The following is a 21,383-nucleotide window of genomic DNA, read 5'->3' as shown; positions in this document are numbered from 1 at the left end:
CGCATGGTCGAAGGAAGTAGCCGTCTGTGCGGTGAACGAGAACGCGGAAGGATGTCTCGATGAATCGTGAGCATCTACTGCGTGCGGCGGCGGAAGTCGTCAGCCGGCGGCCCAACGCCACCCAGGATGAGATCGCGGTAGCGGTCGGTGTCAGCCGTGCCACGCTGCATCGCCACTTCGCCGGGCGGGAGGCCCTGCTCGAGGCCCTGGACCGGTTGGCGATCACCCAGCTGCGCGAGGCGCTGGATGCATCGCGCTGGCATGAAGGTGAGCCGACGGATGCCCTACGGCGACTGGTCCAGGCCTGCGAACCGGTGGCGAGTTACGTGGCGTTGCTCTACGCCCGAAACGAGGCCGCTCAGTACCGGCAGTCCCGGGCCGGCTGGGACGAGATCAGCACCGAGATCGAGGAATTCTTCCTGCGAGGCCAGCAGGCAGGAGTATTCCGCCCCGACGTGACTGCGGTATGGCTCACCGAGGCTTTCTACAGTCTGGTCTCCGGCGCGGGATGGTCGATCAAGCTCGGACGCGCCGCCAGCCGCGACTTCACCACCATGATCACCGAATTGCTGCTGCACGGCGCCAAAGCCCCGACCCGGGGCAATCTGCCCGCACCGCTGGCCGGCTTTGTCGGACGCGAGGCCGAGCTCGCCGAACTCGAAGAGTTGATCTCACACTCGCGACTGGTCACCCTGACCGGCATCGGCGGGATCGGCAAATCCACCCTGGCGTTACAGGCCGCCCGCCAACGCATCGCCGACTTCCGCGGCGGGGTATGGCTGATCGAGTTGGGCGAACTCAGCGACCCTGAATTGCTGGCCGCGGTGGCCGCAGCAGCACTGGGCATCCGCGATCAGACCACCCGGCCACTGGTGGAGGTGATGGTCGAAGCACTCGCCGACCGTGAAGCACTGCTCGTGCTCGACAACTGCGAGCACGTCCTGGATGCCACGGGCCGGTTCGTCCAGCGGCTGCTCGCGGGCTGCCCCCGGCTGCGGGTGCTGGCGACCAGCCGCGAAATACTCGACATCGACGAGGAATCGGTGCTGCCGGTGCCTCCCCTTCCCGTTCCCGACATCGATCATCTGCCCGACTACCAACAGCTCGCACGCTGCGACGCCGTGACCCTATTCCTCAAACATGCCCGCGCCACCCAGCGCAGCTTCCACCTCACCGAGCGCAACGCCCTGGCGGTGGCGCGGATCTGCACTCAACTCGACGGATTACCCCTGGCCCTGGAACTGGCCGCCCCCCTGCTGCGGACCATGGCCGTCGAACAAATCTCCGCCCGCATCTCCAACCGTTTCAAACTGCTCGCCCACGGCAAACGCGGCGCACCCACCCGCCAGCAGACCCTGAACTACTGCATCTCGTGGAGCTACGAACGCTGCAACGAAACCGAACGCAAACTCTGGGCGCGGCTGTCGGTATTCACCGGCAGCTTCGAACCCGCAGCCGTCCAACACATCTGCGCCCCCGACATGTCCGAGGACAAGCTCCTCGAGACCCTGTGCACCCTGGAAGACAAATCCATCCTTCTCCGCACCTCAGCCGACGACGTCGTGTGTTTCCGCCAGCTGGCAACCCTGCGCGAATACGGCCACCACCAACTCAGCACCGACGAACACACCGAACTACGCCACCGCCACCTCGACTGGTACCACCAACTGGCCGCCGAACACGCCGGATTCGAGTGGTATGGCAAACACCAACTCGACTGGCTCCGCCGCCTCCGACGCGAAACCCCCAACCTGCGCGACGCCCTACAATTCGCGCTGGCCGCCGCTCCGTCCGCAGCCCTGGAAATGGCCACCAACCTGCGCGGCTTCTGGACCGCTATCGGCATGATGCAGCAAGGTCGCCGCTGGATCGAGAAGGCCCTCGACGCCGCGCCCGCCGAAGCTACCGCGCAACGACTCCAAGCGGTCATCGGAGTTGCGGAAGTGGCCGTTTTACAAGTCGATATGTCCGCCTTGACGGCTCGGCAGGCCGAAGCCCGTGAAATGCTCTCGAGTGTCACTGAGCAGCGGACCGTTGCCCACTTCACCGCTAACGAGGCCGCCCTCGCCCTCCTGCTCGGTCAAGCAGACTCGGCACGGGCTTTGGCCCAGCAAGCTCTCGAGAGCACCACGTACACCCCGGTGCAGATTTACGCGCTGCTGTTGATGATCGGGGCCTCCGCCGCCGCCGGTGACGCGCAAACCGCGGTCGGACACGCCGAGCACGGCCTTGCTCTGTCCGAAGCCCGTGGCCACGACATCATTCTCCGGACGTACCTTTTGGCGGCCCTCGCGCTCAGCCGCATGGCGCTGGGTGATATCGACCTCGCAGAGCGCGCAGTTCGGGAAGGTCTGCAACTCTCTCGGTCGATTCAAGACAGCGTCACCTGCGCCACCTTCCTGGAGACAGCGTCCTGGATTGCCGCTGCCAGGCAGGCTCCGCGGCGCGCTGCGGTTCTCATGGCAGCCGCTGCGGCCATCGGTCGCGCAGCCGGCGCCACCGGCGCCATCTCAGCCAGCGTAGGAGAGTTCCACGATTCCTGGGAGCGCCAGATCCGCGAGCAGCTCTCACCTGGCGACTACCGGACTGCGACCAATGAAGGCAGATTTCTGTCCCTCGTTGAAGCCACCGCCATCGTCTTGGATGAGAGCATGTGATTCACCCGTCCAGGGCTGACGAGATCGGCACCCCCGGTTTCATCTCGCCGCAGCGCGGAACGCACCCGGCGAAAGTGTGGTTGCCGACACTGCTGCCACCCATCGGCGCGAAACGATCATTCACTTACTTTGCCGGCAATATGCTGCCCGCAGTATGTGCATGCCTGTGAGGCCAACGCGCGATCGCATGGTCGAAGGAAGTAGCCGTCTGTGCGGTGAACGAGAACGCGGAAGGATGTCTCGATGAATCGGGAGCATCTACTGCGTGCGGCGGCGGACTTTCTCAGCCGGCGGCCCAACGCCACCCAGGATGAGATCGCGGTAGCGGTCGGTGTCAGCCGTGCCACGCTGCATCGCCACTTCGCCGGGCGGGAGGCCCTGCTCGAGGCCCTGGACCGGTTGGCGATCACCCAGCTGCGCGAGGCGCTGGATGCATCGCGCTGGCATGAAGGTGAGCCGACGGATGCCCTACGGCGACTGGTCCAGGCCTGCGAACCGGTGGCGAGTTACGTGGCGTTGCTCTACGCCCGAAACGAGGCCGCTCAGTACCGGCAGTCCCGGGCCGGCTGGGACGAGATCAGCACCGAGATCGAGGAATTCTTCCTGCGAGGCCAGCAGGCAGGAGTATTCCGCCCCGACGTGACTGCGGTATGGCTCACCGAGGCTTTCTACAGTCTGGTCTCCGGCGCGGGATGGTCGATCAAGCTCGGACGCGCCGCCAGCCGCGACTTCACCACCATGATCACCGAATTGCTGCTGCACGGCGCCAAAGCCCCGACCCGGGGCAATCTGCCCGCACCGCTGGCCGGCTTTGTCGGACGCGAGGCCGAGCTCGCCGAACTCGAAGAGTTGATCTCACACTCGCGACTGGTCACCCTGACCGGCATCGGCGGGATCGGCAAATCCACCCTGGCGTTACAGGCCGCCCGCCAACGCATCGCCGACTTCCGCGGCGGGGTATGGCTGATCGAGTTGGGCGAACTCAGCGACCCTGAATTGCTGGCCGCGGTGGCCGCAGCAGCACTGGGCATCCGCGATCAGACCACCCGGCCACTGGTGGAGGTGATGGTCGAAGCACTCGCCGACCGTGAAGCACTGCTCGTGCTCGACAACTGCGAGCACGTCCTGGATGCCACGGGCCGGTTCGTCCAGCGGCTGCTCGCGGGCTGCCCCCGGCTGCGGGTGCTGGCGACCAGCCGCGAAATACTCGACATCGACGAGGAATCGGTGCTGCCGGTGCCTCCCCTTCCCGTTCCCGACATCGATCATCTGCCCGACTACCAACAGCTCGCACGCTGCGACGCCGTGACCCTATTCCTCAAACATGCCCGCGCCACCCAGCGCAGCTTCCACCTCACCGAGCGCAACGCCCTGCCGGTGGCGCGGATCTGCACTCAACTCGACGGATTACCCCTGGCCCTGGAACTGGCCGCCCCCCTGCTGCGGACCATGGCCGTCGAACAAATCTCCGCCCGCATCTCCAACCGTTTCAAACTGCTCGCCCACGGCAAACGCGGCGCACCCACCCGCCAGCAGACCCTGAACTACTGCATCTCGTGGAGCTACGAACGCTGCAACGAAACCGAACGCAAACTCTGGGCGCGGCTGTCGGTATTCACCGGCAGCTTCGAACCCGCAGCCGTCCAACACATCTGCGCCCCCGACATGTCCGAGGACAAGCTCCTCGAGACCCTGTGCACCCTGGAAGACAAATCCATCCTTCTCCGCACCTCAGCCGACGACGCACTTCGCTTCCGACAGCTGGCAACCCTGCGCGAATACGGCCACCACCAACTCAGCACCGACGAACACACCGAACTACGCCACCGCCACCTCGACTGGTACCACCAACTGGCCCAGCAGGCCGGCCAGGAATGGTACAGCGAACGCCAACTCGACTGGTTCCACCGCCTTCACTGGGAAATCCCCAACCTGCGCGAAGCGCTTCAATTCGCGTACACCGACGCACCGCCGGTCGCGCTGCAGATGGCCACCAGCCTGTATCGCCCGTGGACCGGCCTGGGCAAACTGCAGCAGGGGCGCCGCCGAATCGAAAAGGCCCTCGACGCCAGCCCCACGGCGCCGGCCGGACTACGACTACAAGCGGTGATCGGCGTGGCTGAATTGGCGTTTCTCCAAGCCGACATCCCGGCGATAACCGCTCTGCAGAATGAGGCACGCGCATTGCTTGCCCGCGTCCCCACCGATAGCAACACCGTCTCCCACTTCACTACCAACGAGGCCGCGCTCGCTCTGCTCACCGGTCAACTGAAACTCGCGCGGTCCTTGGCACAGGAGTCATTCGCCCTCACGGACGTGTTCTGTCTGCAGATTTACGCCCTGCTGGTGATGACCTGGTCGGCTGCGGCTACCGGCGACGCGCAAGCCGCGGTCGGACACGCCGAGCACGGCCTTGCCCTGTCCGAAGCCCGGGGCCACGACATCGTCCTGCGGACCTACCTTTTGGCAGCCCTCGCGCTCGGCCGCATGGTCCTGGGCCAACTCGCATTGGCCGAGGAGGCCGTCCGGGAAGGTCTGCAACTATCTCGGCTGATCGCAGACACCATCGCCTGCGCCACCTTCGTGGAGACGGCAGCCTGGATCGCAGCGGCCAGGAACGAAGCACGGCGCGCTGCGGTGCTGACTGCTGCTGCCGCTGCCATCAGCCGGTCCGCGGGCGCCGATAGCAACGTCTCGGCGAATGTTGGGCAATTCCATGAAGCGTGCGGGCTCCGGATCCGCGAGCAGCTTTCACCTGGCGACTACCGGACTGCGACCAATGAAGGCAGATTTCTGTCCCTCGACGAAGCCACCGCCATCGTCTTGGATGAGAGCATGTGATTCACCCGTCCAGGGCTGACGAGATCGGCACCCCCGGTTTCGACTCGCCGCAGCGCGGAACGCACCCGGCGAAAGTGTGGTTACCGACACTGCTGCCACCCATCGGCGCGAAACGATCATTCACTTACTTTGCCGGCAATATGCTGCCCGCAGTATGTGCATGCCTATGAGGCCAACGCGCGATCGCATGGTCGAAGGAAGTAGCCGTCTGTGCGGTGAACGAGAACGCGGAAGGATGTCTCGATGAATCGGGAGCATCTACTGCGTGCGGCGGCGGACTTTCTCAGCCGGCGGCCCAACGCCACCCAGGATGAGATCGCGGTAGCGGTCGGTGTCAGCCGTGCCACGCTGCATCGCCACTTCGCCGGGCGGGAGGCCCTGCTCGAGGCCCTGGACCGGTTGGCGATCACCCAGCTGCGCGAGGCGCTGGATGCATCGCGCTGGCATGAAGGTGAGCCGACGGATGCCCTACGGCGACTGGTCCAGGCCTGCGAACCGGTGGCGAGTTACGTGGCGTTGCTCTACGCCCGAAACGAGGCCGCTCAGTACCGGCAGTCCCGGGCCGGCTGGGACGAGATCAGCACCGAGATCGAGGAATTCTTCCTGCGAGGCCAGCAGGCAGGAGTATTCCGCCCCGACGTGACTGCGGTATGGCTCACCGAGGCTTTCTACAGTCTGGTCTCCGGCGCGGGATGGTCGATCAAGCTCGGACGCGCCGCCAGCCGCGACTTCACCACCATGATCACCGAATTGCTGCTGCACGGCGCCAAAGCCCCGACCCGGGGCAATCTGCCCGCACCGCTGGCCGGCTTTGTCGGACGCGAGGCCGAGCTCGCCGAACTCGAAGAGTTGATCTCACACTCGCGACTGGTCACCCTGACCGGCATCGGCGGGATCGGCAAATCCACCCTGGCGTTACAGGCCGCCCGCCAACGCATCGCCGACTTCCGCGGCGGGGTATGGCTGATCGAGTTGGGCGAACTCAGCGACCCTGAATTGCTGGCCGCGGTGGCCGCAGCAGCACTGGGCATCCGCGATCAGACCACCCGGCCACTGGTGGAGGTGATGGTCGAAGCACTCGCCCACCGTGAAGCACTGCTCGTGCTCGACAACTGCGAGCACGTCCTGGATGCCACGGGCCGGTTCGTCCAGCGGCTGCTCGCGGGCTGCCCCCGGCTGCGGGTGCTGGCGACCAGCCGCGAAATACTCGACATCGACGAGGAATCGGTGCTGCCGGTGCCTCCCCTTCCCGTTCCCGACATCGATCATCTGCCCGACTACCAACAGCTCGCACGCTGCGACGCCGTGACCCTATTCCTCAAACATGCCCGCGCCACCCAGCGCAGCTTCCACCTCACCGAGCGCAACGCCCTGCCGGTGGCGCGGATCTGCACTCAACTCGACGGATTACCCCTGGCCCTGGAACTGGCCGCCCCCCTGCTGCGGACCATGGCCGTCGAACAAATCTCCGCCCGCATCTCCAACCGTTTCAAACTGCTCGCCCACGGCAAACGCGGCGCACCCACCCGCCAGCAGACCCTGAACTACTGCATCTCGTGGAGCTACGAACGCTGCAACGAAACCGAACGCAAACTCTGGGCGCGGCTGTCGGTATTCACCGGCAGCTTCGAACCCGCAGCCGTCCAACACATCTGCGCCCCCGACATGTCCGAGGACAAGCTCCTCGAGACCCTGTGCACCCTGGAAGACAAATCCATCCTTCTCCGCACCTCAGCCGACGACGCACTTCGCTTCCGACAGCTGGCAACCCTGCGCGAATACGGCCACCACCAACTCAGCACCGACGAACACACCGAACTACGCCACCGCCACCTCGACTGGTACCACCAACTGGCCCAGCAGGCCGGCCAGGAATGGTACACCGAACGCCAACTCGACTGGTTCCACCGCCTTCACTGGGAAATCCCCAACCTGCGCGAAGCGCTTCAATTCGCGCACACCGACGCACCGCCGGTCGCGCTGCAGATGGCCACCAGCCTGTATCGCCCGTGGACCGGCCTGGGCAAACTGCAGCAGGGGCGCCGCCGAATCGAAAAGGCCCTCGACGCCGCCCCCACCGCAACCGCTGCGCAACGACTACAAGCGGTCAACGCTGCGGCCGAACTGGCGTTTCTGCAGGCCGACATCCCCACCCTGGCCGCTCGGCAGGCCGAGGCACGCGAACTGCTTGCAGACGTGACCGACCACGATGCGATTGCCAACTTCACTGTCAACGACGCAACCCTGGCATTGCTCACCGGCCAGCTCGAACTCGCGCAATCGCTGGCCCAGGAGTCGTTCACCAGCACCGGGGAGTATTGGGTGCGGATCTTCGCCCTGCTCGTGATGACCTGGGCGGCCGCGGCCAATGGTGACGCGCAGACCGCGGTCGCGCACGCCGAGCACGGCCTTGCCCTGTCCGAAGCCCACGGCCACGACATCATCCTCCGGACGTACCTTTGGGCAGCCCTGGCGCTCAGCCGCATGGTCCTGGGCCAACTCGAATCCGCCGAGCAGGCGGTCCGGGAAGGTCTGCAACTGTCCAGGATGATGAATGACACCGTCTCTTGCGCCACTTTCGTGGAAGCGGCAGCCTGGATCGCCGCGGCCCGGAAGGAAGCATGGCGTGCCGCGGTCCTGACGGCCGCAGCTGCCACTATCAGCCGGTCCGTCGGCGCCGATAGCGCGGTCTCGGCGAATGTAGGTCAATTCCACGAAGCATGTGAACACCAAATACGTGAGCAGCTCTCACCTAGCGAATACCGCACCGCAACCAACGAAGGCAGATTGCTGTCCCTCGACGAAGCCATCGCCATCGTTCTGGATGAAACTGCCTGATCGATCATGTCCGATCAGGTGGCGGCCACACGGATCTCAACGACCAGGCGGTAGCTGATGACCCGATACTTCGATCGAGGATCCATTAATTTGCGGTGGCAGATTCGACGCACACGATAGTGGGCCGATACCCGACGCCGTAATCGTCGTCAGTACCGCCAAACCGGCGACGCGTGTGACAAGCATCCGGGCCTTGCGCCTGTCGCTCATGGACTCAACTCCGTTCTTTCCTTCGGATCATTTCTCAAATTCGACCAGAAATCAGAAACTACCACACCGCAAATTACCTAAAAATTCACTTTCAGTACAGCACCATATTCCAACATTCCGCGATCGGGCCCCCTTTCAGCCCGGAAGGCCTCCAGCCCCGCAGATCTCCGATATTAAATCCGCAACTTTCCCAGGAGAAGAGAAATCTCCACCGCCGCTTCAAATCCGGTAATTGCGAGACTAGACTGTCACATTTATGCCACAGTTGCCTCGCGTGACGTGAACCCGTATCGCCGATTCCCGGTCGGAGCCGGACACTTGTGACGGTCGCCGCCGCCGCATCCTGTGTTCATCGCTGTGACTGGCGCCAAGCTCTGGCTTGCCGAACCTGACAAACACGCGAACACCAACCACTTTGATCGGTGGTCCGTCACCGTCGGCCGCAACCGTCAATCGCGCATGTCCGGGTGGCGAACCGCGTTCGTCCCGCATTCCGGTTAAAACAAAAATGTCGCAATGAAGAGTGCAATGTATCGGTTCCTGCATCACGGTAACAATTGCGACTACACGCCTTCAAAAGACGCGATAATTGCCCGCAATTGACGTGATCGCCCTCTTCACGGGCCTCACATTAGGGTCGTAGGATAACGCGATGCCTGGCCGTCCCGTTTCGCACGAACAAGCGAAGCCGGGTGGACTTTTTGATCAGATTGGCAAATTTGTTATCCGGAGACCCGCATTAATCATCGGGCTTTGGCTGGTGACAACGGCAATATTATTCGGAACGCTGCCCTCATTACATTTACAGGCCGTGAAACACCAAGAAGCGCCGTTGCCGAATGACGCGCCCTCGGTAGCACTCAGCAAGCAGATGGGGCGAGCATTCCATGAAATAGAAGGCGGATCGCTCCTGCTGGTGGTCTTGACCGATGAGCGGGGCCTCAGCCCTAGCGATGAGAACGTCTATCGCGGTCTCATCAAGAATTTGCGGCAAGACACTCAGGACAAAGTTCTGGTGCAGGACTTCCTGACCGTGCCGGCGCTCCGCCAGATATTAGAGAGCACCGACAAGAAGGCATGGAACCTACCGATCAGTTTCCCCGGCGAGGGGCCCACCGCGGAAACACAGCAGGCTTACCGGCATATAGCCGAAATCGTGAGAAGCTCGGTCGCGGGAACCACCCTGAGCGCTAGCCTCAGCGGGCCGGTGGCAACCATATCCGACTTCCAGCAGCTGGGCGAAGATGATTCCCGAGTAATCGAAATCGGCACCGTATTGTGTGTTCTCGCAATACTTTTCACCATTTATCGCAACCTCGTGACGATGCTGCTGCCGGTGGTCACGATCGGCGCTTCAGTGCTGTTCGCGCAGGGGACGCTGTCGGCTCTGTCCGACCACGGTTTGGCGCTGAATATGCAGGTGGTGGCCTTTATCAGTGCGGTGATGATCGGCGCCGGGACGGACTACGCGGTTTTCCTCATCAGCCGGTATCACGACTACGTCCGGCAGGGCGTCGATTCGGACCAAGCGGTCGAGCGAGCATTGTTGTCCATCGGCAAGGTGATCGTCGCTTCCGCCGCCACGGTCGCCATCACTTTTCTGGCGATGGTGTTCACCCGACTGAAAGTCTTTTCCGCCGTTGGACCGGCGACCGCGATCGCGATCGCGGTGTCACTGCTGGCGGCGGTGACTCTGCTGCCTGCATTGCTGGTGCTGGCGGGTCGGCGCGGCTGGATTCATCCGCGGCGTGAATTGGCGAGCAGGTTCTGGCGCCGGTCGGGCACGGCGATCGCGCGGCGACCCGTCACCTACCTCGCCGGCAGCCTGGTGGTTCTGGTTGTCCTGGCCGGATCTGCAAGCCTCATCCACCTGAGCTTCGACGACGTCAGATTCCTGCCCCGCGATGTGGGCAGCGTGGTCGGGTACGAGCAGATCAACCACCACTTTCCCATGAATACGATGACGCCGGCCGTTCTCCTCGTTCAATCGCCGCGCGACTTACGCACCCCGGCTGCGCTGGCTGACCTCGAAGAGATGGCCCGCAGGATCAGCGAGCTGCCCGACGTCGCCGTGGTAAGAGGCCTCACACGGCCTACGGGCGAAACGGTCGAACAAATGAAAGCGTCGTTTCAAACCGGCGAAGTGGGCAGCAGACTCAGCGACGTATCGACCACGATCGGGAACCGCGCCGGAGACCTCGACACGCTTGCCGGAAGTAGTCACCAGCTGGCCGGTGCGCTTGCCCACGTGCGCGAGCAGCTGATCGGCGCCGCATCCGGGGCGGACCGGCTCATCAGCGCAGTTGAGGAATTGAAGGCTTTTATCACTACGAACCAGACACGCCAACAGCTGGTGAACGCCGGACAGATCGTCGGCCGAATGGCGGCACTGAGCAGCAATTTGAGCACCACAGTGGCGAGCGCTCAGCAAATTGCCAGGTGGGCGGATCCCATGGTTCCCGCCCTGACGTCCAGCCCCGTCTGTAGTGCCGATCCCGGATGCGTCCGCTCGCGCACGGAATTGGCGTCGCTCGTTCAGGCCGACAAAGAAGGCACCCTCGCATCGGTCGCGGCACTGGCGGCGAGCTTTCGAGAGAATCCCGATCCCAACACCGTCTCCCAGACGATGAAGCAATTCGAGCAGCAACTCGGTATGGCCCTCACCTTATTGAGAACCATGGATGGCCTGCGGGGCCGGGTGGCGCAAATGACGCTCGGAGCCGACACTCTCGCGCAGGGCAGCGCGGCGGTGGCCGAGGGAGTTCAGCAGTTGGTCGATCGGACCAAACAGCTCGGGACGGGACTGAACGAAGCCTCCTCATTCCTGTTGAGCATCAAACGCGACGCGCACACCAGGTCGATGAACGGCTTCTATGTTCCGCCGCAGTTCATGAGTCGCGGGGAGAATTTCAGCGGCGCGGGAATTTTCATCTCGGACGACGGCCATTCGGTGCGCTACTTCATTCAGAGCGCGCTCAACCCCTTCACTACGTCCGCGATGGATCAGATCTCGAGGATCACCTCGGCCGCGCGTTCGGCTCAGCGCAATACCGAGTTGGTGGACGCATCGATCGGACTGACGGGCATCACAGCCGGCCTCAAAGACATCCATGACTACTACCGCAGCGACATGGAGTTCATTGTCATCTCCACCGTCGTCATCGTATTTCTCGTTCTGGCTGCACTACTGAGGGCAATCGTCGCGCCGCTCTACCTGATCACGTCGGTCTTGATTTCCTACCTATCAGCCCTGGGACTGAGCGTCATCGTCTTTCAATTGCTGCTGGATCAGCAGATGCATTGGAGTTTGCCGGGGTTGTCTTTTGTCTGCTTGGTCGCGGTGGGCGCGGACTACAACATGCTCCTGATATCCCGAATTCGGGAAGAATCGTCCGACGGCGTCCGCCTGGGAGTTGTCCGAACAGTGGGCGCCACTGGCGGCGTGATCACATCAGCCGGGATGATATTCGCCGCTTCGATGTTCGGACTGATGGCAGCGAGCATCGGCACGGTAGTTCAGGCAGGTTTCACCATCGGTATGGGAATCCTCCTCGATACTTTTCTCGTACGCACTGCGACGGTGCCGGCTCTGGTGGCAATCATAGGACGGGCCAGCTGGTGGCCTGGAGAACGCGCAGGCAAATGGCTCCGGAATACATCAAACGCCTTGGCATACCAACTCTCTCGCGGGAGCCGCGGGCTCTCCGGTGGCGTTTCCGGCCCCGCTGACAAGCGCTGCACGCCGGGAACCGTTACCAGCTCTGTTGAACCACCCAAGCCGGGCGCAGCCGCCGTCATCAGTGGTCTGCTGCAAAGCCGTTCCGGGATACACGCCCTGCCGTTGTTCGCATGCCACCACGGCACCCAACCGCCGCCCCGACGGTCACAATCTCGACGATCAAGGCCCACGAACAAGGCACAAGAAGTCAGCAGGCCGGACGCGGATTTCGTGCAGCACGCGTTACCGCTTTTTTGTCTCATCGAGGCGCCGATCACAGCCAACTGATACGGGGCGGGAAAAAAGTACGGCTGAACGTGGGAATCCCCGCCTCAGCTACCAACACATAAGCAAAGGAGTTCAATCATTAAAATAATCGTCTTGGGTGGCGACGGCTTCTGCGGATGGCCATGCGCCCTCAATTTGTCCGACGCCGGCCATGACGTCGTCATCGTAGACAGTCTTGTGCGCCGCAAGACAGATATCGATTTGGGCGTCAAGTCGCTGTCGCCGATTGCCAACATCTTCGAACGCTTGGAGGCATGGGCACGGACCGGCGGAAATCCCATCAGGTTCGTCCAACTCGACATTGCGACAGAGTACGAGCGGTTAAGGGACCTACTCGAGCGGGAACGTCCGGATTCGGTGGTGCACTGCGCCGAACAGCGTGCCGCTCCGTACTCGATGAAAAACCCTGCGACCAAACGCTATACAGTGCACAACAACGTCAACGGCACGCATAACCTGCTCTGCGCAATCGTGGAGACGGGACTCGATATCCACGTTGTGCACTTCGGCACCATGGGCGTGTACGGGTACGGCGGTCTGCAGAACGGCTCGATCCCCGAAGGTTACCTAGAGGTCGAGATAGCCGGCGGTGGTCACGGTCCGTCCCGGCGGGAAATCCTTTACCCCGCTGACCCGGGAAGCGTTTATCACATGACCAAGTCGCTTGATCAGTTGCTTTTCTATTTCTACAACAAGAACGATCGTATTCGGATCACCGACCTGCATCAAGGAATTGTCTGGGGCACGAATACGGTACAGACGAAGCGCCACCCGAAGCTGATCAATCGTTTCGATTACGACGGCGACTATGGAACGGTCCTCAACCGCTTTCTGATGCAGGCAGCTATCGGCTACCCATTGACGGTGCACGGCACCGGAGGACAGACCCGCGCATTCATTCATATCAGTGATTCGGTGCGCTGCGTACAGTTGGCGCTCGAGAATCCGCCGCACAATCAAGACCGGGTGAACATCTTCAATCAGATGACCGAAGTCCACCGGATCAGGGACCTGGCGGTGAAAGTGGCTGAGTTGACCGGTGCGGAGATCAGTTATCTGCCCAACCCGCGCAAGGAAGCGGTCGAGAACGACCTGCAGGTCGAGAACCGGCACCTGCTGGACCTCGGGTTGAAGCCGACAACCCTGAGCGACGGCTTGATGACTGAACTTGTCGACGTTGCCAAGCGCTTCGCCTATCGGTGCGACCCCGCTCGGGTGCCATGTACAAGCGCCTGGGTCGGCCCGGCAAATGTCAGCGGGGAGGTCGCCGAACCCGCATTGACAGCCCCCTTGGGCGCACTCACATCGGAGATATAGAGCAGCGCATGTCCGTGCAATGCATCCCCGCCGCGGCATTTACCGCCGATATCGGTGGTTTTTGCCTACCCGACGTGAGGTTCACTTGATGCGTATTTCGATATTCACAGATAATTTTGTGCCGAAGGTCGACGGCATCGTCACCCGTCTCACCATGACGGTGCGGGCCCTGATTGACGCCGGGGATGAAGTGCAGATCTTCTGCCCCGATGATGCGCCGTCCACCTACCACGGGGCGGAGATCGTAGGTTTGCCATCCGTCCGATTACCGTCGTACCCCGAGGTGAAATTGGCGCTGTCCACGCGCACCGTTTCCGCGGCCTTGAACCGATTTCAGCCGGATGTGATCCACGTGGTCAACGCATTCGGGCTGCTGGGCGTGGGGGGCATCTGGTTCGCCAAGCGCAAAAAGATTCCGCTGGTCGCCAGCTACCATGTCGACCTGCTGAAGTACGCCGATTTTTATCGGTGGCCCGCGCCGGTGAAACGGGCCAGTTGGAAACTCGTCAGAGCAGCTCACAACCAGGCAGCACTCACACTGTGCACCTCGACACCACTGGGCGCAGACCTCCGCAGCAGTGGTGTCCAGCGCGTCACCCAATGGCCACGCGCTGTGGACACCGAACTCTTCCATCCTCACCGCGCCTCGTCGGAATGGCGCAATCGGCTGCTGGGAACCCATAGCGGCAATGGCGCACTTCTTCTCTACGTCGGCCGGCTGGCCGTGGAGAAGGAGATCGAACAAATGCGTCTCGTGCTCGATGCGTTGCCCGACGCCCGGTTGGCGCTGGTTGGCGACGGCCCGCATCGAAGACAACTCGAAAGGCATTTCGCCGGAACCGCGACCACGTTCCTGGGGTACCTGAGCGGTGAACAGCTGGCGGCGGCCTACGCCAGTGCCGACGCGTTTGTGCTGACCTCCTGCACCGAGACCCTCGGCCTGGTGCTGCTGGAGGCCATGGCGGCAGGCTGCCCCGTGATCGCGGCCAACCGGGGCGGTATTCCTGACGTCGTCCAGGACGGCGTCACAGGTTTCCTGTACGAACCCGGCCGTCCCGGTGACTTGGTCGCGCAAAGCAAACGGCTGTTGAGCAATGCCGCGCTGCGCCAGGCGATGAGCCGGTCTGCGCGCCAGGAAGCCGAGCGGTGGTCCTGGAAATCAGCCACAGACGAGTTGCGCCGTCAATATGTGCGGGCTGTCGGCGCTAACCCCACGCGCCGCCGCTTGATCGCCAGCGGTGCGTCGGCGGTGTAGGGACCTTTCCGAGCGGAAGGCACGGAGGTCAGTCCTGCCGGGGCGCCAGCAGTAGTTCGGCCGCGGCGTAGGGATCGCCGTGTCCGTCGACGACCGATTCGGCGAGCAGATCCAGGTCGGTGCGGGTCCGAAGCCGGGTTTGCGCCAACGACAGGATCTGCGCCCGGGCGCGGGCCAGCCGCCGGGTGCGGTTGTCGGAGCGGTGATGGGCGTCGATGGCGGCGACCAGATCCTCGAGCCCCTCACCGCGGGCCGCGATGAGGCTGACGATCGGCGCGCTGGTTTCGGCCCGCAGATCGCGCACGGTCTGCTGGGCACCGTCGCGGTCGGCCTTGTTCACCGCCACGATGTCGGCGACTTCCAGCAGACCCGCCTTGGCGGCCTGCACCGCGTCGCCGGCTCCGGGGTTGAGGATCACGATAGTGGGGTCGGCGACGGCGGCGATCTCGATCTCCGACTGGCCCACTCCGACGGTCTCCAGCAGGACGACGTCGTAGCCGATGGATCCGAGCAGCCTGATCGCCGCGGGGACGGCAGCGGCGAGACCGCCGAGATGTCCCCGGCTGGCCACCGAGCGGATCAGCACGTCGGAGTCGTTGATGTGCGCGGTCATTCGGATACGGTCGCCCAGCAGCGCGCCGCCGCTGAACGGCGAGGACGGATCCACGGCCAGGACGGCGACCCGTTGATCCTGCTTGCGGTAGGCGCCGACGAGGGCGCCGATCGTGGTCGATTTACCTGCGCCCGGGGGGCCGGTGATTCCGATTACCCGCACCGGCGCGGCCGGGCCGAGGGCGGTCAGCACCTCGTCCCGGCTCTCACTCTCGACGAGGCTGAGCAGTCGCCCGGCGGCGCGCGGAGAACCGTTGCGCGCCTTGGTGATCAGGTCGGTGACGTCCAGGGTTGGGTCCGTTCAGCGGGGCGGGTTGGTAACGAGAACCCCATTCTCGCACTTTCTCCCCTCTACCCGCGAGCAGACACAAAATCGCAAATTTGCGAAGGCGGGTTCACGCGGTCGTCGCAACACTCTCGATTTGAGAGGTTGCGGCGACCGTGTCGTTTTCCAAGGACTGTGTTCGGCTTGGTGATTTGTTAGCAAAGTTGGTGGATGCCGGTGTGCCCGTGAAGGAGGCCGCCGCCCAGTTGGGTGTCTCGCGGGGTCGTGGGTATGCGATTTTGGCGGCCTTGGGCCGGCCCGTGGGTTCCCCGCGCCCGGATGTTAGTGGTGTGGATATCAGCCGGGTCGTGGCGGTCTTCGAGGCTACGGGTTCAGTCAATGCGGCGGCGAAGGCGGTCGGTGTGTCGCACAGTACTGCCCGGCGGATGCTGGTGGAGCTTGGCTTGGTCAGCCAGCAGCGGCGGCCGTTCGGTAAGCCGGTGGCCCGGGCCCGGTTCTTTGAGTTGCTTGAGCAGGGCTGGTCGGTCAGCCGGGCGGCGCGCGAGGTCGGGGTCCACGTAGGCACGGCCCGGAATTGGCGCGACGGTATCGTGCGGGTCGCCGACACGCGGGTGCGCCGAGACGGCACGGTCATCCAGTACCGCGCCGCCGGGCGCTACACACAGGTGGTGAACACCGACAAAGTGGCCGTGGCGGCGATCAGTGAGCGCTACCTGTCGTTATCGGATCGGTTGGCCATCGCCGACGGGTTGGTCAACGGATGGACCTTGACCGCGATCGGTGCCCGGATCGGCAAGCACAAGTCAACGGTCTCGCGTGAGGTCGCCGCGCGCAGTGTGCAGGGGGTGTATCTGCCCTATCACGCTGATCGGGCCGCCCACGCCGCTCGGAGCCGGCCTAAAGCAGCCAAACTGGTGATCAACCAGAAGCTGCGCCAGGCGGTGGAGCAGGGGCTGTCCCAACGGTGGTCTCCCGAAGAGATCTCTTACCGCCTGGTCAAGGACTTCCCCGACGATGAAAGCATGCGGGTGAGCACGGAAACGATCTACCAGGCCCTGTACTTTCAAGCCCGAGGTGGCCTCAAACGTGAACTCACACAGGCACTTCGCAGTGGACGCACAATACGCAAACCCCGTCGCCGCCCTGATCAGCGCACCCAACGGTTTATCGATCCGATGATCATGATCAGTGATCGCCCCGCCGAAATCGCCGACCGCGCGGTACCTGGGCACTGGGAATCTCAATGGTGTTGTCAAGCCGCCTGAATCAGTGGCGGTGGTGAGGCGGTCCATGTCCGGTTCTCGCGCAACAGTGCCCATAAGACGTCGATGCGGCGGCGGGCCAGGGCAATGACGGCCTGGGCGTGAGTAGCGCCGTGAGCGCGCTTTTTGAGGTAGTAGTCGCGGTTGGGCCCTGCGCGCATCATGCTGGTTTGGGCGGAGAGGTAGAACACATGCCGCAGGGAGCGGCTGTAACGCAAGGGGCGGTGTAGGTTGCCCGTGCGTCGGCCGGAGTCATTAGGGACAGGCACGAGTCCCGCGGCGGCGGCGAGGTGCCCAGCGCTGGGGAAGGCACGTAAGTCGTTGGCCCCGACCAACAGTGATGCGCCAAGGAAAGGCCCGAAGCCGGGCATGGACTGAATGACTGCCGCTTGCGGGTGTTCGGCAAAGATCATCGCGATTTGAGCGTCGAGGGTTTTGAGGCGGTCATCAAGGGCGAGGATGGCGGTAGCCAACTCGGTGATGATGCTGGCAGTGAGGTCTTGTCCAGGCAGCACGACCGTTTGCGTCTTGGCCGCGGTGGTGGCGCGGGCAGCCACATCGGCTGATCCACGCACATGGCGGGTCCGCAGCCAGCTCGTCAGCCGAGTTTGTCCGATGCGGCGGATCCGGTCGGGGGTGGCGTAACCGGTGAGCAGTACCAACGCTCCCTTGTGCGAGGAGTAATCGAAAGCACGCTCTAGGCTGGGGAACACACTGGTCATCAAGTCGCGCAGCCGGTTGATCATGCGCACCCGGTCGGCGACGAGGTCGGCGCGATGCCCGGTGAGCACCGCAAGGTTGCGGATCAGGTCGGTGCCGGTGTCGATGACCGACAGGTCCCGGCGCAGGCGGGTGGTCTCGGCGATGACGTAGGCGTCTTTGGCGTCGGTCTTGCCTTCGCCGGCGTAGGCCGCGCTCATCGCCGCAACGACTCGCCCGGAGGCATAACGCACCGACTGGTCGGCTCGAGCCAGCAGGGCCAGCAGCAACGCCGACGGTGCGCCGATGATATCGACGGCCCAATCGAGCTGTGTCGCTTGGGAACCGGCGGTAGCGATGAGGGCCACGATGTCCGCCTCGTCGTTGGCGACCTTGATCGACAACAACTTGTTGCCGTCGGCGTCCACCACGCAGGCCCAATGGTGTGTCTTGCCGACATCGATGCCGACCCAAGCTCTGTTTCGTTGTGCGGGCACGCTGCTCCGTCCGTTAGTTCGGTTGCTGACAGCGGCCCGCGGAACACCCCGCTGACGCATCCGTAACCAAGCGACCGAGCGCAGATCTCAATTAGCAGCCAGGGCACCCCGAAGAGCCGGGCGAACATTCCCAATAAGCGACGACAGCGCAAGGCGACCTCAGCCACACCCGGCTCTCCTGGGCCCCCGACAGTCTTACGGAAGGCGACTTGATCATGGGACAAGCCAACAAGACCGCGATCGCCACCCTGGTCGAACGCGCCACCCGTTACACACTTCTGGTGCCTCTACCCAACGGCCACCACGCCGAAGCCGTCCGTGATGGCCTGATCGCCACGATCGCATCGCTGCCAGCTCATCTGCGCGGCTCACTGACCTGGGATCAGGGATCGGAAATGGCAGGACATAAACAGTTCTCCATGGCCACCGACATGGCCGTCTACTTCTGCGATCCCGCCAGCCCCTGGCAGCGCGGCACCAACGAGAACACCAACGGCCTTTTGCGCCAATACTTCCCCAAGGGAACCGACCTAAGTGTCTATGGCCCCGAAGACCTCGAACACGTCGCCCAGCAACTCAACGGACGCCCACGCAAAACACTCGACTGGGATACCCCAGCCGAGCGCCTGCGTGATCTACTACTGGCCAACTAACCAGCAGTGTTGCAACGACTCCTAGAAACCGCCGAACGACAACGCGCGATTTTGTGTCTGCTCGCGCGGCCATAATGGCACCGTGGACACGATCGAGGTTCCTGGCGGCCGGGTGTGGTTCAAGCGGGTGGGGGCCGGTGCTGGCCTGCCTCTACTGGTGGTGCACGGCGGCCCCGGCCTGCCGCACTACTACCTCAGCTCACTGGAGCGCCTCGCCGACCAACGGGAAGTGATCTTCTGGGATCAGCTCGGCTGCGGAAACTCCGAGCACCCCGCCAACCCCGACCTGTGGACCATGGAACGCTCGGTCGCCGAGCTGGACGCCGTCGTTCGGGCCTTGGGGCTGAACGCTTTTCACCTCTTCGGAAACTCGTGGGGCGGCATGCTGGCACAGCAGTATGTGCTGGACGTCCCCTCCGGTGCCGTCAGCCTCACCATTTCCAACAGCGCAGCGTCCATTCCCGTCTTCGCTGAGAACGTCATCCGGTTGAAGTCCCAGTTGGATCCCGCCACCCAACATGCGATCGACCGCCACGAAGCCGCCGGCACCACCGATTCCGCGGAATACCAGGCCGCGATCACCACCTGGAACGAAACCTACCTATGCCGGACGCTGCCCTGGCCGGACGACCTCTACCGGGCCTTCGCGAACATGGGTGCCGAGATCTTCCAAACGATGTTCGGGCCCAGCGACTTTCACATCGTCGGCACCATCCGGGACTGGGACGTGGTCGACCGGTTGGGTGAGATCGCCATCCCCACTCTGTTACTGGCGGGCAGGTACGACGAGTGCTCACCGGAGCACATGAAGGAAATGCACGAGCGCATCCCCGGTTCCCGTTTCGAGTTCTTCGAGCACACCGCCCACCTACCGTTCGTGGAGGAGCCTGAGCGTTTCGATGCGGTAGCGCGTGACTTCCTGGGGCAGCACGACTGAGCTTGATCGCCAGCGAATGCGGGTACCCGCGAGCTGTGGTTGGCTACAAACGATGAAGTTTCGGCGCGATCGTACAAAGGGGGGCGCGTTGATGAAGCGTGAGGTCGGGGCCAGCCTGCGGGTCACCGTCACCGATCCCACGGCCCTCGAGTTTCAGATCGCGGTCGCCGCGCTGCCAGGTCTGCAGATCAACGAGTCGCTGCGGGTGAATCTGGACGGCAAACCGGTTTCGCTGCGCGAGATCCCCGGCGAACATGGCACCCGTATCCACACCGCCGACGTCGGGACGGGTGATCTGCAGGTCGACTACGAGGCCACGGTGGTCGGGCGCGCCGACCCGATCGCGGTGCGGGACCTCGACGTCTCCACCTACCTGCGGCCCAGCCGCTACGCCGAGGCGGACAAGTTCTTCGGCTTCGCGGCCACCGAGTTCGGTCAGTACACCAACTCGGTGACACTGCTGGAGAAGGTGTCCTCCTGGGTGGGCACCCGGCTGAAATACGTTCCGGGGTCTAGTGATCCGATCGACGGTGCGACGGACACCCTGCTGGCGGGCGCCGGGGTGTGCCGGGACTACGCACATCTGGTGGTCGCACTGCTGCGGGCGGTGAACGTGCCCGCCCGGCTGGTTGCGGTCTACGCACCCGGATGCGACCCGATGGACTTTCACGCGGTGGCGGAAGCGTTGATCGACGGGCAGTGGCAGGTGGTGGACGCGACGTGCCTGGCGCCGCGCCAGACGATGCTGCGGATCGCCACCGGACGCGACGCCGCCGACACCGCGTTTCTCGACAACCACGGGGGCGCAATCGAATTGACCGAATCGGTGATCACCGCGGTCACCACCGACCCGTTGCCGCGGGATTCGGTGGAAGAACTCGTGGCGCTGGGCTGAGGAATTACCCCCGGAGAACGGGCTTGTCGCCCCCGGGGCCGCGGGTCACGGCCGACACAGTGACAGTCGCCATAGTTTGATTGTTCGGACGTTCCCAGGGGGTAACCGAATCAGGACCGCGTGCCAACGAAAGGAGCGCAATCATGGCCGACAGTGGACCTGTGGCAGGCATCAAGGGCGTCATTGAGGACGTTATCGGTAAGGCGAAGGAAATCGTCGGAATCATCATCAGCAACGACGGTCTTCGCAACGAAGGCCGCGCCCAGCAGGACAAGGCGAAGGCGCAGCGCGACGTGGCTAAGAAAGAGGCCCAGGCTGAGTCGGCCCGGGTGGCCGCCAGCGCGGCCGAGGCCCGTCAAAAGGCCCAGTCCTCCAAGTAGCACCCTGAGCGTGGGGTCACGTGCCGTGCATGTGGCCC

General features: G+C 63.6%; 12 protein-coding genes and 1 pseudogene. 11 read left to right on the top strand and 2 right to left on the bottom strand.

The window, feature by feature from the left end:
- The first annotated feature begins 59 nt into the window (after positions 1–59).
- The 6 genes from QXK92_RS29900 to QXK92_RS29875 all read left to right on the top strand — a co-directional run bounded on the left by QXK92_RS29900 (position 60) and on the right by QXK92_RS29875 (position 15,124).
- Positions 60–2,657 (top strand): TetR family transcriptional regulator, encoded by a 2,598-nt coding sequence (locus QXK92_RS29900; protein WP_306247917.1) that lies wholly within the window; start codon positions 60–62, stop codon positions 2,655–2,657.
- 243 nt (positions 2,658–2,900) lie between these two features.
- Entirely contained in the window at positions 2,901–5,498 is a 2,598-nt protein-coding gene (locus tag QXK92_RS29895; protein WP_306247915.1) for an NB-ARC domain-containing protein, read from the top strand.
- Positions 5,499–5,741: 243 nt separating this feature from the next.
- The gene (locus QXK92_RS29890; RefSeq protein WP_306247912.1) at positions 5,742–8,336 is read left to right on the top strand and encodes an NB-ARC domain-containing protein; all 2,595 of its coding nucleotides are present in this window, start codon (positions 5,742–5,744) and stop codon (positions 8,334–8,336) included.
- Positions 8,337–9,198: 862 nt separating this feature from the next.
- Complete coding sequence (locus QXK92_RS29885; RefSeq protein WP_306247910.1) at positions 9,199–12,552, top strand: RND family transporter; 3,354 nt, start codon at positions 9,199–9,201, stop codon at positions 12,550–12,552.
- A gap of 78 nt (positions 12,553–12,630) precedes the next feature.
- Complete coding sequence (locus tag QXK92_RS29880; RefSeq protein ID WP_306248029.1) at positions 12,631–13,869, top strand: NAD-dependent epimerase/dehydratase family protein; 1,239 nt, start codon at positions 12,631–12,633, stop codon at positions 13,867–13,869.
- A gap of 88 nt (positions 13,870–13,957) precedes the next feature.
- Positions 13,958–15,124 (top strand): glycosyltransferase, encoded by a 1,167-nt coding sequence (locus tag QXK92_RS29875; RefSeq protein WP_306247908.1) that lies wholly within the window; start codon positions 13,958–13,960, stop codon positions 15,122–15,124.
- 28 nt (positions 15,125–15,152) lie between these two features.
- On the opposite strand, the gene QXK92_RS29870 is transcribed toward QXK92_RS29875, so the two are convergent.
- Positions 15,153–16,025: an ArgK/MeaB family GTPase gene (locus QXK92_RS29870; protein ID WP_306248027.1), complete on the bottom strand. Its 873-nt coding sequence runs from the start codon at positions 16,023–16,025 to the stop codon at positions 15,153–15,155.
- A 398-nt stretch (positions 16,026–16,423) separates the two neighbouring features.
- Here QXK92_RS29870 and QXK92_RS29865 point away from each other — a divergent pair, with 398 nt between their 5' ends.
- On the top strand, positions 16,424–17,287 hold the full coding sequence (locus QXK92_RS29865; RefSeq protein ID WP_306247906.1) for an IS30 family transposase: 864 nt from the start codon (positions 16,424–16,426) through the stop codon (positions 17,285–17,287).
- On the opposite strand, the gene QXK92_RS29860 is transcribed toward QXK92_RS29865, so the two are convergent.
- The gene (locus QXK92_RS29860) at positions 17,275–18,480 is read right to left on the bottom strand and encodes an IS110 family transposase (RefSeq protein WP_306247904.1); all 1,206 of its coding nucleotides are present in this window, start codon (positions 18,478–18,480) and stop codon (positions 17,275–17,277) included. The two genes, QXK92_RS29865 and QXK92_RS29860, sit on opposite strands and share 13 nt — an antisense overlap.
- Positions 18,481–18,677: 197 nt before the next feature.
- Here QXK92_RS29860 and QXK92_RS29855 point away from each other — a divergent pair.
- From QXK92_RS29855 to QXK92_RS29840, 4 genes and pseudogenes are all read left to right on the top strand, one after another.
- Positions 18,678–19,133 (top strand): annotated as a pseudogene (locus tag QXK92_RS29855) (IS30 family transposase); the annotation flags it as partial.
- An 82-nt stretch (positions 19,134–19,215) separates the two neighbouring features.
- Complete coding sequence (locus QXK92_RS29850; protein ID WP_306247902.1) at positions 19,216–20,070, top strand: proline iminopeptidase-family hydrolase; 855 nt, start codon at positions 19,216–19,218, stop codon at positions 20,068–20,070.
- Between the two features lie 91 nt (positions 20,071–20,161).
- The gene (locus QXK92_RS29845; RefSeq protein ID WP_306247900.1) at positions 20,162–20,965 is read left to right on the top strand and encodes a transglutaminase family protein; all 804 of its coding nucleotides are present in this window, start codon (positions 20,162–20,164) and stop codon (positions 20,963–20,965) included.
- A gap of 143 nt (positions 20,966–21,108) precedes the next feature.
- Positions 21,109–21,345, top strand: a complete 237-nt coding sequence (locus QXK92_RS29840) for a CsbD family protein (protein ID WP_306247897.1) — start codon at positions 21,109–21,111, stop codon at positions 21,343–21,345.
- Positions 21,346–21,383 lie beyond the last annotated feature (38 nt).

Origin of the sequence: Mycobacterium sp. TY815 (assembly GCF_030755135.1) — a bacterium.
GTDB lineage: Bacteria > Actinomycetota > Actinomycetes > Mycobacteriales > Mycobacteriaceae > Mycobacterium.
Note: the sequence above shows the minus strand (reverse complement) of the source record. Positions and strands in the feature narration are given on the sequence as shown.

What these genes read in the sequence shown, in the direction of transcription:
- QXK92_RS29845 (WP_306247900.1), top strand. Translation starts at nt 20,162, where the DNA reads ATGAAGCGTGAGGTCGGGGCCAGCCTGCGGGTCACCGTCACCGATCCC.
- QXK92_RS29885 (WP_306247910.1), top strand. Translation starts at nt 9,199, where the DNA reads ATGCCTGGCCGTCCCGTTTCGCACGAACAAGCGAAGCCGGGTGGACTT.
- QXK92_RS29900 (WP_306247917.1), top strand. Translation starts at nt 60, where the DNA reads ATGAATCGTGAGCATCTACTGCGTGCGGCGGCGGAAGTCGTCAGCCGG.
- QXK92_RS29895 (WP_306247915.1), top strand. Translation starts at nt 2,901, where the DNA reads ATGAATCGGGAGCATCTACTGCGTGCGGCGGCGGACTTTCTCAGCCGG.
- QXK92_RS29875 (WP_306247908.1), top strand. Translation starts at nt 13,958, where the DNA reads ATGCGTATTTCGATATTCACAGATAATTTTGTGCCGAAGGTCGACGGC.
- QXK92_RS29840 (WP_306247897.1), top strand. Translation starts at nt 21,109, where the DNA reads ATGGCCGACAGTGGACCTGTGGCAGGCATCAAGGGCGTCATTGAGGAC.
- QXK92_RS29890 (WP_306247912.1), top strand. Translation starts at nt 5,742, where the DNA reads ATGAATCGGGAGCATCTACTGCGTGCGGCGGCGGACTTTCTCAGCCGG.